Here is a 13,662-nt window from a genome sequence, read left to right as displayed (position 1 = left end):
GTCAGGCGCCGGCGGGCGCGGGGGCGCCGTCGAGGCGCGCCATGACGAGCTCGACGGCGCGCGCGAGCACGGCCACGTCGTCGGCCGGCAGGTCGGCGAAGCGCGGGACGAGGGCGGTCGCGAGCCGGTCGCGCCAGTCGTCGAGCGCGGCGCGTCCGTCGGGCGTGATCTCGAGGAGCGTCGCGCGGGCGTCGGAGGGGTCCGTGACCTGCGCGATCCACCCCTGGCCGACGAGCGAGCGCACGATCTTGGTGGTCGTGGGCTGCGAGACCCGGCTGCGCTCGGCCAGCGCGCCGAGGCGCATGCCGCCGGGCCAGGTGACGAGCACCGAGAGCGTCCGCCACACGGCGGGCGAGCTGGTGCCGCCGACCTCGTGCGCGGCGAGGCGCGTGAGCCGGTGACCGGCCGTGACCAGGTCGCCGAGGACCGCGCGGAGATCCGGTGCCGTCGTCGTCATGGGTCAATCGTATAGCAAGGCTATGCATGTGTCGAGCGGGTCCCGGGCGGGCACCCCCGAGCTGGGGGTCCGTCCCGGGACACCGGATGGCGTCCGCGGCCGCGACGCGCCCGTCGGGGACCTAGCGTGAGACCCCTAGGGCCGGATCCGCTCCGGCCACCGCCCGCAGGAGCCGCCATGGCCGAGACCACGACCGTCGAGGCGCTGGAGCGCGCCGTCGACGAGGCGCTCGCCCGAGGGGACGACGCGGCGGCCGCGCGCGCCATGGCCACGTCATGGCCACGGCACGTCGACCTGCACCCGCATCGCGTCCGGGAGCTCTACGACCGCATCGCGCCGTCGGCGTGGGAGCACGACGCATGGCTGGTCGCGGGCATCGCCGCCACCTACCGCGGCACGTCCGAGACCGACCGCCGCGCGATCCTCCCCTACCGCTCCGCCGTCGACCTCCTGCTCACCGAGGACCCGCCGCCGCCCCCGATCGTGCGCGCCGGGGTGCTCGCGCACCGCGCCGCGGGCGACCGCCGGGTGGGCCGTCTCGACGAGGCGCGCGCGTCGCTCCGCGAGGCGCGCCGGATCCTCGACACGGAGCGGGGCCTGCCGCTCGGCACCCGCATCTCGCTGCAGGCCGCCGTCGCGCTCCAGCACGGCCTCGTGCTCGTCCACCTCGGCGCCTTCACGGCCGCACGGGACGAGCTGCGCACCGCCGAGGCGCTCGCCGCGCGCCACCTCGTGATCACGGACCGGCTCGAGTGCCGCGGCGCGCTCGCCTACGTCGCCTACTGCCTGGGCGAGATCGCGGAGGCGCGCGACCTGGTCGACCGCGCGCGGGCCCTCCTGGTCGACGAGGAGGCGGGTCCCGCGCTCGCGCGCAGCGGGTTCCGCGCGCCCGCCGAGATCGCGGCGACGCTCCTCGCGGTGGACGAGACGCGTCGCGAGGACGCGCTCGCCCTCCTCGACGACCTCCGGCCGGCGTGCACCGGCACGGATTGGGAGCTCCTCGGGCTGTACGCGGAGGCGACGGTCGCCGCGATCCACGGCCTCCGGCTCGACGCGCTCGACCACCTCCGACGCCTCCACGACCTCGGCACGGCCTGGCCGGAGCAGGGGCCGCTGCCGGTCATGCGCGACTCCCTGCGCGCCTCGCTGCTGGCGCACCTCGGCCAGACGGCGGCGGCCTGGGACCTGGTGCGCACCCTGACGCCGACCGAGCGCCACTCGACGTGCCCGGCCATGGTCGCAGGCCGCCTGCGGGTGCTCGCGGACGACCACCAGGGCGCCCTCACGGAGATGGCGGACTGCCTGGAGCTCGGCGACGCCCACTCGGGCCGGACCCTCGGCGACGTGCTGCTCGTGGTCGCGGCCGCCCACAGCGGCCTGGGCGACCCGGCCCGCGGCGACCACGCCTACGACCAGGCGGCCCGCCTCGCCACCTCGACGGGGATCCTCCGGCCGTTCGCGGTCTTCCCCGCCGCCGCCTCCGCCGCCCTGCTCGAGCGTGCGCTGGACCGCGACCAGCTCCCGGAGGTGCGACGGATGCTCGAGGGCATGCGAGCCGACCGCGGGCCCGCGGCGGCGGTGCGCATCGACCCGCTGAGCGAGCGCGAGCGCGTGATCGTCGCGTGCCTCGCCGACGGGCTGACCGTCGCGCAGATCGCGGGCCGGCTCTTCATCTCCCCCAACACGGTGAAGTCGCACGTGCGGAGCGTGTACCGGAAGCTCGAGGCATCCAGCCGCGCGGAGGCCGTCGAGCGGGCCCGTGCGCTCGGCCACGACCTCCGCCCGGACACCTCCGCCTGACCCGGCCCCTCGGGCCGACCGGCGCCCCGGGCCCACCGGCGCCGGCCCCGGGGACGACGCAGGGCGCCGACCCCCGGGGGGATCGGCGCCCTGAGCGCTGTGGGGTGGTGCGAGCTACTTGACGGTGACCGTCGCGCCCGCGGCCTCGAGCTGGGCCTTGGCCTTGTCGGCGGCCTCCTTGTTGGCGCCCTCCAGGACGGCCTTGGGGGCTCCGTCGACGAGGGCCTTCGCCTCACCGAGACCGAGGCTCGTGAGGGCGCGCACCTCCTTGATGACCTGGATCTTCTTGTCGCCGGCAGCCTCGAGGATGACGTCGAACGCGGTCTTCTCCTCGACCTCCTCGGCGGGGGCAGCGGCGCCGGGGGCGGCGGCAGCGGCGACGGGGGCCGCGGCGGTGACCTCGAAGACCTCCTCGAACTTCTTGACGAAGTCGCTGAGCTCGATGAGCGTGAGCTCCTTGAAGGCCTCGATGAGCTCGTCGTTAGAGAGCTTTGCCATGATGTATCTCCTTGGGTTGGTGTGGTGTCTCGTGGGTTCAGTGCATCGCGCCCCGGGAACGGGACCCGAGGGGTGCTACTGAGCCGATTCCTGCTTCTCGCGCAGCGCCTCGACGGTGCGTACGGCCTGCGAGAGCGGTGCGTTGAACAGGTACGCCGCGCCGAAGAGCGAGGCCTTGAAGGCGCCGGCGAGCTTGCCCAGCAGCACCTCCCGCGACTCGAGGTCGGCGAGCTTGTTCACCTCGTCCGCCGTCAGGGGGTTGCCGTCGAAGTAACCGCCCTTCACGACGAGAAGAGGGTTGGCCTTGGTGAAGGTGCGCAGCGCCTTCGCGACGGCGACGGTGTCGCCGTGCACGAACGCGATCGCGGACGGGCCGACGAGCTCGTCGTCGAACGACGAGATCCCCGCCTGGTTCGCCGCGATCTTGGTCAGCGTGTTCTTCACCACGGCGTAGGTCGCGTCTGCACTGATGCTCTTCCGCAGCTGCTTGAGCTGGGCAACGGTGAGACCGCGGTACTCGGTGAGCAGTACGGCGTTCGAGCTGCGGAACTTGTCCGCGAGCTCGGCGACCGAGGCTTCCTTGTTCGCCATGGCACTCCTTATCACGTGGTTCCCCGACACCGCGGAAGCGGTGCGAGGTGCTGGCAGCCCCCGGCTGCACACATGAGAAACGCTCCGGCACAGGAGGCCGGAGCGGGAGTGTCGCGCAGGCCCTCGGGGCATGCGCTGCATCGTGCTTCGATCACCTGCGCGGGCCTTCACCTGAGTGAACCTTCGTCCGACGCATCCCCTCACGGGAGCACGCCGACGACCAGCGGTCTGTGGCTCCGTTCAGAGTAGGGGCTCGGCGGGCGCCGCGCAAGTCGGCTCAGCCGCGACCGGATCCCCGCTCGTCGCCCGTCGCTCCGCCCGCCGCACCGTCCGCCGCGGAGCGGTCCCCGGCCGTGTCGCCACCGGCGGACGCCCCCTCCGTGGAGCTGAGCGGCGCCGCGATGTCCTCGAGCGACCGGCCGGCCGCCTCCACGCCGAGGAATACCTCGACGAGACCCGCGCCGATCATCAGCCCCGCGCCGATCAGGTAGCCGTTCGCGACGGCACCGATGCTGTCCTCCACGAGCCGGCCGAACAGCAGCGGGCCGACGATCCCGCCGAGGCCCGTGCCCAGCGCGTAGAAGAAGGCGATCGCCATGGCGCGCGTCTCCATGGGGAAGATCTCGCTCACGGTCAGGTACGCCGCGCTCGCTCCGCACGACGCGAGGAAGAACACGACGACCCAGCAGGCGGTGAGGGAGACGGGATCGAGCACCTCCGCCCGGAAGAGCAGCGCCGTCACGACGAGGAGCACCCCGGAGCCGATGTAGGAGATCGAGATCATGACCTTCCGGCCGATGCTGTCGAACAGGCGCCCGAGGGTCAGCGGCCCGGCGAAGTTGCCGAGCGCGATGGGCACGAGCGCCCACGGCACCACGTCGTCCGGCACGTCGAGGAGCTGGCTGAGCACGAGCGAGTAGGTGAAGAAGACCGCGTTGTAGAGGAACGCCTGCCCGGTGAACAGCGACAGGCCCAGCACGAACCGCTTCGGGTAGCGCGTGACCGCCACCCGGGCGATCTCGCCGAAGCCGATGCTGCGGCGCTGGCGGATCTCGAGGAGGTCCTCGTCGGGGTCCGTCGCCGGGAGCCGGGAGCCGGTCTCCTCCTCGATGGTCGTCTCGATCTCCCCCACGAGGCGCTCCGCCTCCTCGTCCTTCCCGTGGATGAACATCCAGCGCGGCGACTCGGGCACGTTCCGGCGCACCAGGAGGATCACGACGCCGAGGACGGCGCCCAGGCCGAAGGCCACGCGCCAGCCGACGTCGGCGGCGAGGAAGGACTCGTTCAGCAGCAGCACGGAGATGACCGCACCGAAGGCCGCGCCCAGCCAGTACGAGCCGTTGATGGCGAGGTCGACCATGCCGCGGCGCCGGGCGGGGATCAGCTCGTCGATGGCGGAGTTGATGGCCGCGTACTCGCCCCCGATGCCCGCGCCCGTGAGGAAGCGGCAGACGAAGAAGAAGACGGGGTTGAACGAGAACGCCGTGGCGACGGTGGCGAGCAGGTACAGGCCGAGCGTCGCGATGAACAGCCTCTTCCGGCCGAAGCGGTCGGTGAGGTAGCCGAAGACGAGCGAGCCGGCGCACGCGCCCGCGACGTAGATCGCCGCGGCGAGGCCGATGTCCGACGGCGACAGGCCGAGGCCCGCCTCGGGGTCGGTGAGGCGGCTGCCGATCGCGCCGATGATGGTGACCTCGAGCCCGTCGAGGATCCAGACGGTGCCGAGCCCCACCACGATGAGCCAGTGCCAGCGCGCCCACGGCAGGCGGTCCATCCGGGCCGGGATGTCGGTGCGGATGGTGGAGAGCCCGTCGCCGGTCATGTCGATCCCCTCGCCGTCGTGGTGTGACGGCGACGCTACTCGCGCATGCGCTCGGCGCCCAGGGGTGCGGGAGGGCGTCCGGACGACCCCGCGGGGGCCGTCCGGACGCCGCTCAGTACCCGACGACCGCGTGCGGCACGTAGTGCTCCTCGAGCCGGGCGACCTCGTCGTCCGTGAGCTCGAGGTCGAGGGATGCGACCGCGTCCTCGATGTGCGACACCCTCGTGCCGCCCACGATGGGCGCGGTGACGACGGGGTTCCGCGACACCCACGCGAGCGCCACCTGCGCCCGCGGGATCCCGCGCGCCTCGGCCACCTCCGCGACGGCCGCGGCGACCCGGCGGTCCGAGTCCTCCTGGGCCGAGTAGAGCGTCTTGCCGAACTCGTCCGTCGCGCTCCGGTCGGTCGTCGCGTCCCAGTCGCGCGTGAGCCGCCCGCGCGCGAGCGGGCTCCACGGCAGCGATCCGACGCCCTCGTCCTCGCAGAGGGGCAGCATCTCGCGCTCCTCCTCCCGGTTCACGAGGTTGTAGTGGTCCTGCATGGTGACGAAGCGCGCCCAGCCGTTCGCCCGCTGGAGGTGCAGCGCCTTCGAGAAGCGCCACGCGTCCATCGAGGAGGCGCCGAGGTAGCGCACCTTGCCGGCGCGCACGAGGTCGTCGAGCGCCTCGAGCGTCTCCTCCAGCGGGGTCGCGGGGTCGAACCGGTGGATCTGGTAGAGGTCCACGTAGTCGGTCCCGAGGCGCCGGAGGCTCTCGTCGATCTGCCACATGATGTGCTTCCGCGACAGCCCGCGCGAGTTCGGCCCCTCCCCCATGGCGCCGTGCACCTTGGTGGCGATGACCACCTCCTCGCGCCGCGTGAGCTCCTTCAGGGCCCGGCCCGTGATCTCCTCGCTCGACCCGTCGGAGTACACGTTCGCGGTGTCGAAGAAGGTGATGCCGAGCTCCACCGCACGGCGGATCAGCGGGAGCGAGTCCTCCTCCGGGAGCGTCCACGCGTGGCCGCCCCGCGTCGGCTCGCCGTAGCTCATGCAGCCGAGGGCCAGGGCCGAGACCTCGGTGCCCGTGCTGCCGAGGCGGACGTACCTCATGACGCGGCCCTCACGACGGGTGACCGGCGACCGGGTCGTCGCCCGTCTCGGCCGGCGCGTGGTCGCGCCAGGTGTGCTCGGGCTCGTAGCCGAGGATCCGGCGCGCCTTGTCGATGGACAGCAGGGTCTCGTGCTCCCCCAGCTCCCGGGTGACCTCGACGCCCGGGAACACCTCCGCGGCGAGCTCGGCGCTCGAGCGGCTCATCACCGTGTCGGCGTTGGCGACGATGAAACGGTCGAAGCCGCGGCCGTCGTGCTCGAGCGCCTTGCGGACCGCCTGCGCGCCGTCGCGGCCGTCGATGTAGCCCCACAGGTTCCACTTCCGCGCGAGCGCGTCGGCGTCGTAGCCGGGGAACGCGTCGTAGTCGTCGACGTCCATGACGTTCGAGAACCGCAGCGCCGTGACCTGCAGCTCCGGATCCCAGCGGCAGAGCTCGATGGCCATCTGCTCCTCGAGGTGCTTCACCAGCGAGTAGGTGCTGTTCGGCTGCGCCGGGTACTCCTCGTCCACGGGGAGGTACGGCGGCGGCACGTCGAACGGCAGGCCGAGCACGGTCTCGCTCGACGCGTAGACGATCTTCGTGATGCCCGCCCGGCGCGCGGCCTGGAACACGTTGAAGCTCGTGAGCATGTTGTTGTGGAAGGTGGCCACGTCGCTCAGGATCGCGGGGGCCGGGATCGCGGCGAGGTGCACGATCGCGTCGAACCCGTCGTGCAGGTCCTGGACGCCGAACACGGCGTCGACGACCTGGCCGTAGTCGGTGGTGTCGACGCGGACGTAGCCGGATCCGCGCTCCCCGACCTGGTCGATGTTGGTGACTTCGTGTCCGTGGGCGCGCAGGTCGGCCACGACGTGGCGGCCGAGCTTCCCCGAGCCTCCGGTGACGGCAATTCTCATCAGCGAGCATCTCCTTCGTGGGGCGGTTCCGCCCCCGTCCATCCTGCCCCGCGGCGGACGGACGCGACAGCCGGGCGCCGCTCGGCGGATGCCCGGACACGGCGACGGCCCGCCGCCCCCTCTCGGGGACGACGGGCCGTCGGTGCGGAGCCGGTGACTAGTCGCTGGTGATGGCGAGGTCCGGGGTGCTCGGCCCCGTGCCGATGCCGGCCGCGACCGGCAGGCCCTCGCGCTGCGTGGTGAGGAACGTGAACTGCCCGTCCACGTAGTCCACGTGCACGTGGTCGCCCGCGTTGAGCTCGCCCTGCAGGATGCGCTCCGACAGCCGGTCCTCGATCTCGTGCTGCACGGCGCGGCGGAGCGGCCGGGCACCGAGCGACGGGTCGAAGCCGACCTCGATGAGGCGCTCCTTCGCGGCGGTCTCGAGCGTGATCGTCAGGTCGCGGTCCATCATGCGGTCCGACAGGCGCTTCACGAACAGGTCGACGATCTGGAGCAGCTCGGGCTTCGACAGCTGCGGGAACACGATGGTGTCGTCCACGCGGTTGAGGAACTCGGGCTTGAAGTTCTTCTTCAGCTCCTCGCTGACCTTGCCCTTCATGCGCTCGTACGAGTTCGCGGCGTTGTTCTCGACCTGGAACCCGACCGGGGCACCCGTGATGTCCTTGGTGCCGAGGTTGGTGGTCATGATGATGACCGTGTTCTTGAAGTCGACGACGCGACCCTGGCCATCCGTCAGGCGCCCCTCCTCCAGGATCTGGAGGAGCGAGTTGAAGATGTCCGGGTGGGCCTTCTCGATCTCGTCGAACAGCACCACGGAGAACGGCTTGCGGCGCACCTTCTCGGTGAGCTGGCCGCCCTCCTCGAAGCCCACGAACCCGGGAGGGGCGCCGAAGAGGCGGCTCACGGTGTGCTTCTCGCCGTACTCGCTCATGTCGAGCGAGATGAGGGCGTCCTCGTCGTCGAACAGGAACTCCGCCAGGGCCTTCGCGAGCTCGGTCTTGCCGACGCCCGTGGGGCCGGCGAAGATGAACGATCCCGAGGGACGACGCGGGTCCTTGAGGCCCGCGCGGGTGCGGCGGATGGTCTTGGAGAGCGCCGAGATGGCCTCCTCCTGGCCGATGACCCGCTGGTGCAGCGCCTTCTCCATGAAGACGAGCCGCGAGGACTCCTCCTCCGTCAGCTTGAACACCGGGATGCCCGTGGCCTGGGCCAGGACCTCCGCGATCAGGCCCTCGTCGACCTCGGCGGTGGTGCGGACGTCGCCCGAGCGCCACTGCTTCTCGAGGCGGAGGCGCTCGCCGAGGAGGTTCTTCTCCTCGTCGCGCAGGCTCGCGGCCTTCTCGAAGTCCTGGTCCTCGATGGCGGTCTCCTTGGCCACGCGGACCGTGGAGATGCGCTCGTCGAACTCGCGCAGCTCCGGCGGCGCCGACAGGATCGAGAGGCGCAGGCGCGCGCCGGCCTCGTCGATCAGGTCGATGGCCTTGTCCGGCAGGAACCGGTCGGCGATGTAGCGGTCCGCGAGGTTGGCGGCCGAGACGATGGCGCCGTCGGTGATGGACACCTTGTGGAACGCCTCGTACTTGTCGCGCAGGCCCTTGAGGATGTTGATCGTGTGCGGCAGCGAGGGCTCCTGCACCTGGATCGGCTGGAAGCGGCGCTCGAGGGCCGCGTCCTTCTCGAAGTGCTTGCGGTACTCGTCGAGCGTCGTGGCGCCGATGGTCTGCAGCTCGCCGCGCGCGAGGAGCGGCTTGAGGATGCTGGCCGCGTCGATCGCGCCCTCGGCGGCACCCGCGCCGACGAGGGTGTGGATCTCGTCGATGAAGGTGATGATGTCGCCGCGGGTGCGGATCTCCTTGGTGACCTTCTTCAGGCGCTCCTCGAAGTCGCCGCGGTAGCGGGACCCGGCGATGAGCGAGCCGAGGTCGAGCGTGTAGAGCTGCTTGTCCTTCAGCGTCTCCGGGACGTCGCCCTTGACGATGGCCTGCGCCAGGCCCTCGACGACGGCGGTCTTGCCGACGCCGGGCTCGCCGATGAGGACGGGGTTGTTCTTGGAGCGGCGCGACAGGATCTGCATCACGCGCTCGATCTCCTTCTCGCGCCCGATGACGGGGTCGAGCTTGCCGTCGCGCGCGGCCTGCGTGAGGTTGCGCCCGAACTGGTCGAGGACCGTGCTGCCCGCCTGCGCGCTCTGCTGGGTCTCGCCGCCGACGGCGACCGCCTCCTTGCCCTGGTAGCCGGACAGGAGCTGGATGACCTGCTGGCGCACGCGGTTGAGGTCGGCGCCGAGCTTGACGAGCACCTGGGCGGCGACGCCCTCGCCCTCGCGGATGAGGCCGAGGAGGATGTGCTCGGTGCCGATGTAGTTGTGGCCGAGCTGGAGGGCCTCGCGGAGCGACAGCTCCAGGACCTTCTTCGCGCGCGGCGTGAACGGGATGTGACCCGTGGGCTGCTGCTGGCCCTGGCCGATGATGTCCTGGACCTGTTCGCGGACGGCATCGAGGGAGATGCCGAGCGACTCCAGGGCCTTGGCGGCCACGCCTTCGCCCTCGTGGATGAGGCCGAGCAGGATGTGCTCGGTCCCGATGTAGTTGTGGTTGAGCATCTTGGCCTCTTCTTGGGCCAGGACGACGACGCGACGAGCGCGGTCGGTGAATCTCTCGAACATCTGTATCTCCCTGGGCACCGGGGCAGGGGGCCGGTGCCGATATGTAGAGAGTAACGACGGGTCCCGGCAGTGCATGCCCCTGTTCGCCGTGGGCGTGACGCGATGCGGCGGGCGGTGCGGCAGTCGGTCCGGCAGGGCTCCGCCGGGCAGGCGCGGGCCGGCTTCCGGCGCGGGTGCGGGGCTGCGGGCGGGCTAGCGGTCGGCGTCGGGCGCGGGCACGCCCATGCGGGCGCGCTCCTTGGCCTCGATGGCCGCGTACGCCTTCCGCTCCTGCTTGTCGGCCTGGATGACCGCGCGCATGATGAACCAGAAGATCAGGCCCACGCCGAGGGTGGGGAGGAGCGACCAGATCGCGCTCGCCCAGAAAGCATCCATGTGAGGAGGATACGCCGTGCTCTACGTGAGGATGCCGTAGACGCCCTGGCCGATCATGACGACGGCGATGCCGCCGACGATGATCCAGAGCGCGTAGCGCGCGGTGGTGGGCTTCTTGGGGTCGGTGCCGTTCGGTCCGAGGGGCATGGTCGCCTACTTCACTAGGGGGAACAGGATGGTCTCGCGGATGCCGAGGCCGGTGATGGCCATGAGGAGCCGGTCGACCCCCATGCCCATGCCGCCCGACGGCGGCATGCCGTGCTCGAGCGCGCGGAGGAACTCCTCGTCGAGCGGCATCGCCTCGTCGTCGCCCCGCGCCGACTGGCGGGCCTGGTCGAGGAAGCGCTCGCGCTGCACGACCGGATCGACCAGCTCGGAGTAGCCGGTGGCCAGCTCGAAGCCGCGGATGTAGAGGTCCCACTTCTCGACGACGCCCTCGATGGAGCGGTGCGCGCGCGTGAGGGGGGAGGTCTCCACGGGGAAGTCGAGCACGAAGGTCGGGCGTTCGAGGCCGCCCTTCACGAAGTGCTCCCAGAGCTCCTCGACGAGCTTCCCGTGCGTGCTCAACGGCACGACGACGCCCTCGCGGTCGGCGATGGCCTGCAGCTCCTCGACGGTGGTGGCGGGCGTGATCTCGACGCCGGCCGCCGCGCTCAGCGAGCCGTACATGGAGATGCGGTCCCACTCGCCGCCGAGGTCGTACTCCGTGCCGTCGGCCCACGTGACGACGTGGCTCCCGGCGACGGCCATGGCGGCGTCCTGCACGAGCGTCTGCGTGAGCTCGGCGATGGAGGTGTAGTCGCCGTACGCCTCGTAGGCCTCGAGCATCGCGAACTCGGGGCTGTGCGTTGAGTCGGCGCCCTCGTTCCGGAAGTTGCGGTTGATCTCGAAGACGCGGTCGATGCCGCCGACCACCGCGCGCTTCAGGTACAGCTCCGGCGCGATGCGGAGGTACATCTCCGTGTCGAACGCGTTGGAGTGCGTGACGAACGGGCGCGCGGAGGCGCCGCCGTGCATGACCTGGAGCATGGGCGTCTCGACCTCGACGTAGCCGCGGAGGCGGAAGGTCTCGCGCATGGACGCGTTCACCCGTGCCCGGTCGAGGACGTTCCTCCGGGCCTGGTCGCGCACGATGAGGTCGAGGTAGCGGCTGCGGACGCGGGTCTCGTCGGAGAGCTCGGAGTGCAGGTTCGGCAGGGGCAGGAGCGCCTTGCTGGCGATGCGCCACTCGGCGGCCATGACGGACAGCTCGCCCTTGCGGCTGGCGATGACCCGGCCCGCGACGAAGACGTGGTCGCCTAGGTCGACGAGGTCCTTCCATGCCGCGAGCGCGTCCTCGCCGACCTCGGCGAGCGAGATCATGGCCTGGATGCGCGTGCCGTCGCCCGCCTGGAGCGTGGCGAAGCAGAGCTTGCCGGTGTTGCGGTAGTGGACGACGCGCCCCGCGATGCCGACCACGCGGTCGGTCTCCTCGCCCGGCGCCAGGTCCCCGAACTCCGCGCGGACGGCCGGGATGGTCGTGGTCACCGGGACCTGCACGGGGTACGCGCCGCCGCCGAGGCCGCCCTCGGCGTTGAGGCGGTCGCGCTTCGCGAGGCGCACGGCCTTCTGCTCGGCGATGTCCTCGGCGGACCCCTCGGGGGCCGTGGCCGTGGGGGTCGCGGGCGTCGCGGGCGTTCCGGGGGTGTCGGTCATGTGCGGACGGATCCTCGCGGGTCAGGGGGGGCGGGCGGCCGGTCGGCCTCCTCGATTCTCGCAGGTGCCGGCGGGGCCCGGGCACGGCGGCGCGGGCGGTCGCCCGACCTCGCTCAGGCGATGACGACGGTCTCGTTGTCGATGAGGCGCGTGCTGCCGACGCGGGCGGCGATGACGGCGAGCGCGACGCCGCGGAAGCCGTCGTCCACGGTCTCGAAGGTGGTCGGATCCACCACCTGGAAGTAGTCGAGGGACACGGCGGGCTCGCCCATGACCACCGACTGCGCCGCCGCGATGACGGCGTCGATGCCGCGGGACCCGGCGCTCTGGGCGGCCTCGAGGGCCGCGGGGAGGACCCGCGCGGCGCGGCGCTCCCGGTCGTCGAGGTAGCGGTTGCGGCTGGAGAGGGCGAGTCCGTCGGGCTCGCGGACGGTCTCCAGGTCCTCGATGCGGACCGGCAGGTCGAGGTCGTGCACCATGCGGCGGACGAGGTGCAGCTGCTGCGCGTCCTTCCGGCCGAACGTGGCGACGTCGGGCGCCACGATGTGCAGCAGCTTCGCCACGACCGTGAGCATGCCGTCGAAGTGGCCCGGGCGGGAGCGCCCCTCGAGCGTGAGCGCGACGGAGCCGCCGGTGACGCGGATGCGGGCGGGGCCGTCCGGGTACATCTCGGCGGCCGACGGGGCGAAGACGAGGTCGACCCCGGTCTCCGCGAGGGCGGCGACGTCGGCGTCGAGCGTGCGGGGGTAGGCGTCGAGGTCCTCGCCGGCGCCGAACTGGAGCGGGTTGACGAACACCGAGACGACGACCAGCGAGCCGAGCTCGCGGGCACGGCGGGCGTGCGCCAGGTGCCCCTCGTGCAGCGCGCCCATGGTGGGCACGAGCACGACGGTCGACGCCTCGTCGGCGGCGGCGCGCGCGGAACGGTGGTCGCGGATGCGGGCGCGCAGCTCGGCGATGCCGGTGACGACGGCGGGCGCGGGGTTCGACATGCCTTCGGGCTCCTCGGGTGCTCGGGACGCGGACACGCCAGGTTAGTGCGGCGCGCCGCCCTCGTCCGCCGGCGGCGGCACGTCGCGCGTGGTGAGGCGCGCGCCGCCCGACGGGGAGGAGCGGCGGAGGGCGTCGTCCACGGCGGAGCGGATCAGCGGGCCGAGCATGCGCCCGGGCTCCTCGACGCCGATGCCGGCAAGGAGGCCCGCCGCCTGGTCGACGATGGCCGTGGAGAACGTCGTGGCCGTCGCGATGGCCTCGGCGTACGCCGCGCGGTCGCGCTCCTCCACGACGACGGGCTCGCCGCCCATCTCCACCACGAGCACCTGCGCGATGGGGAGCACGGGCGCGGGGGCGGTGACGGCGAACCAGCTCTCCGCCATGCGGCCGAGGTCCATGCTCGTGCCGGTGAACGACATGGCCGGGTGGATCGCGAGGGGGATGATGCCTGCGCCGAACGCGGGCGCGAGCACCTGGATGCCGTGCGCGGCCGACGTGTGCACGACCAGTTGGCCGGCCTGCCACGCGCCCGTGGCCGCGAGGCCCGCGACGAGCCCCGGCAGCTCGGCGTCCGGGACGGCGAGGACGACGAGCTCGCTGCGCTCGATGAGCTCCGGGATCGCGAGGACGGGGACGCCGGGGAGCATCGAGTCGGCGCGCTCCCGGCTCGCCGCCGACACGGCCGAGATGCCGGTGATCGCGTGACCCGCGCCCGCGAGCGCCGCGCCGAGCACCGGGCCGACGCGGCCGGCGCCGACGATGCCGACGCCGAGGC

The 13,662-nt window shown here is 72.2% G+C and carries 13 protein-coding genes; 1 reads left to right on the top strand and 12 read right to left on the bottom strand.

What is annotated here, in order from left to right; translation table 11 throughout:
- Position 1: 1 nt before the first annotated feature.
- Positions 2-457 (bottom strand): MarR family transcriptional regulator, encoded by a 456-nt coding sequence (locus Q6969_RS02620; RefSeq protein WP_317229039.1) that lies wholly within the window; start codon positions 455-457, stop codon positions 2-4.
- A 177-nt stretch (positions 458-634) separates the two neighbouring features.
- Here Q6969_RS02620 and Q6969_RS02615 point away from each other — a divergent pair, with 177 nt between their 5' ends.
- Positions 635-2,257 carry a LuxR C-terminal-related transcriptional regulator gene (locus tag Q6969_RS02615; protein WP_317229038.1) on the top strand — a complete coding sequence of 541 codons (1,623 nt, stop codon included), beginning with the start codon at positions 635-637 and terminating at the stop codon, positions 2,255-2,257.
- 114 nt (positions 2,258-2,371) lie between these two features.
- On the opposite strand, the gene rplL is transcribed toward Q6969_RS02615, so the two are convergent.
- The 11 genes from rplL to Q6969_RS02560 form a co-directional block, all read right to left on the bottom strand.
- Positions 2,372-2,755: a 50S ribosomal protein L7/L12 gene (rplL, locus tag Q6969_RS02610; protein WP_012037546.1), complete on the bottom strand. Its 384-nt coding sequence runs from the start codon at positions 2,753-2,755 to the stop codon at positions 2,372-2,374.
- Between the two features lie 75 nt (positions 2,756-2,830).
- The gene (rplJ, locus tag Q6969_RS02605) at positions 2,831-3,346 is read right to left on the bottom strand and encodes a 50S ribosomal protein L10 (RefSeq protein ID WP_087196496.1); all 516 of its coding nucleotides are present in this window, start codon (positions 3,344-3,346) and stop codon (positions 2,831-2,833) included.
- A gap of 277 nt (positions 3,347-3,623) precedes the next feature.
- Entirely contained in the window at positions 3,624-5,168 is a 1,545-nt protein-coding gene (locus Q6969_RS02600; RefSeq protein ID WP_317229037.1) for an MFS transporter, read from the bottom strand.
- Positions 5,169-5,280: 112 nt separating this feature from the next.
- Complete coding sequence (locus tag Q6969_RS02595; protein ID WP_317229036.1) at positions 5,281-6,258, bottom strand: aldo/keto reductase; 978 nt, start codon at positions 6,256-6,258, stop codon at positions 5,281-5,283.
- A 10-nt stretch (positions 6,259-6,268) separates the two neighbouring features.
- Positions 6,269-7,156 carry an NAD(P)-dependent oxidoreductase gene (locus tag Q6969_RS02590; protein ID WP_094115256.1) on the bottom strand — a complete coding sequence of 296 codons (888 nt, stop codon included), beginning with the start codon at positions 7,154-7,156 and terminating at the stop codon, positions 6,269-6,271.
- Between the two features lie 157 nt (positions 7,157-7,313).
- Positions 7,314-9,824 carry an ATP-dependent Clp protease ATP-binding subunit gene (locus Q6969_RS02585; protein WP_094115255.1) on the bottom strand — a complete coding sequence of 837 codons (2,511 nt, stop codon included), beginning with the start codon at positions 9,822-9,824 and terminating at the stop codon, positions 7,314-7,316.
- Between the two features lie 192 nt (positions 9,825-10,016).
- A complete protein-coding gene (locus tag Q6969_RS02580) occupies positions 10,017-10,199 on the bottom strand; it encodes a hypothetical protein (RefSeq protein WP_104291435.1) in 183 nt (60 codons plus the stop codon).
- Positions 10,200-10,220: 21 nt separating this feature from the next.
- The gene (locus tag Q6969_RS02575; protein ID WP_258070436.1) at positions 10,221-10,346 is read right to left on the bottom strand and encodes a hypothetical protein; all 126 of its coding nucleotides are present in this window, start codon (positions 10,344-10,346) and stop codon (positions 10,221-10,223) included.
- A 6-nt stretch (positions 10,347-10,352) separates the two neighbouring features.
- The gene (lysS, locus tag Q6969_RS02570; RefSeq protein ID WP_317229035.1) at positions 10,353-11,894 is read right to left on the bottom strand and encodes a lysine--tRNA ligase; all 1,542 of its coding nucleotides are present in this window, start codon (positions 11,892-11,894) and stop codon (positions 10,353-10,355) included.
- 113 nt (positions 11,895-12,007) lie between these two features.
- Entirely contained in the window at positions 12,008-12,886 is an 879-nt protein-coding gene (panC, locus tag Q6969_RS02565; RefSeq protein ID WP_317229034.1) for a pantoate--beta-alanine ligase, read from the bottom strand.
- Positions 12,887-12,928: 42 nt separating this feature from the next.
- Positions 12,929-13,662: DUF2520 domain-containing protein (locus Q6969_RS02560; RefSeq protein ID WP_317229033.1), on the bottom strand; the 734-nt coding region annotated here is incomplete at its 5' end.

The organism is Clavibacter sp. MX14-G9D (genome assembly GCF_032917815.1).
Classification (GTDB): domain Bacteria; phylum Actinomycetota; class Actinomycetes; order Actinomycetales; family Microbacteriaceae; genus Clavibacter; species Clavibacter michiganensis_K.
Note: the sequence above shows the minus strand (reverse complement) of the source record. Positions and strands in the feature narration are given on the sequence as shown.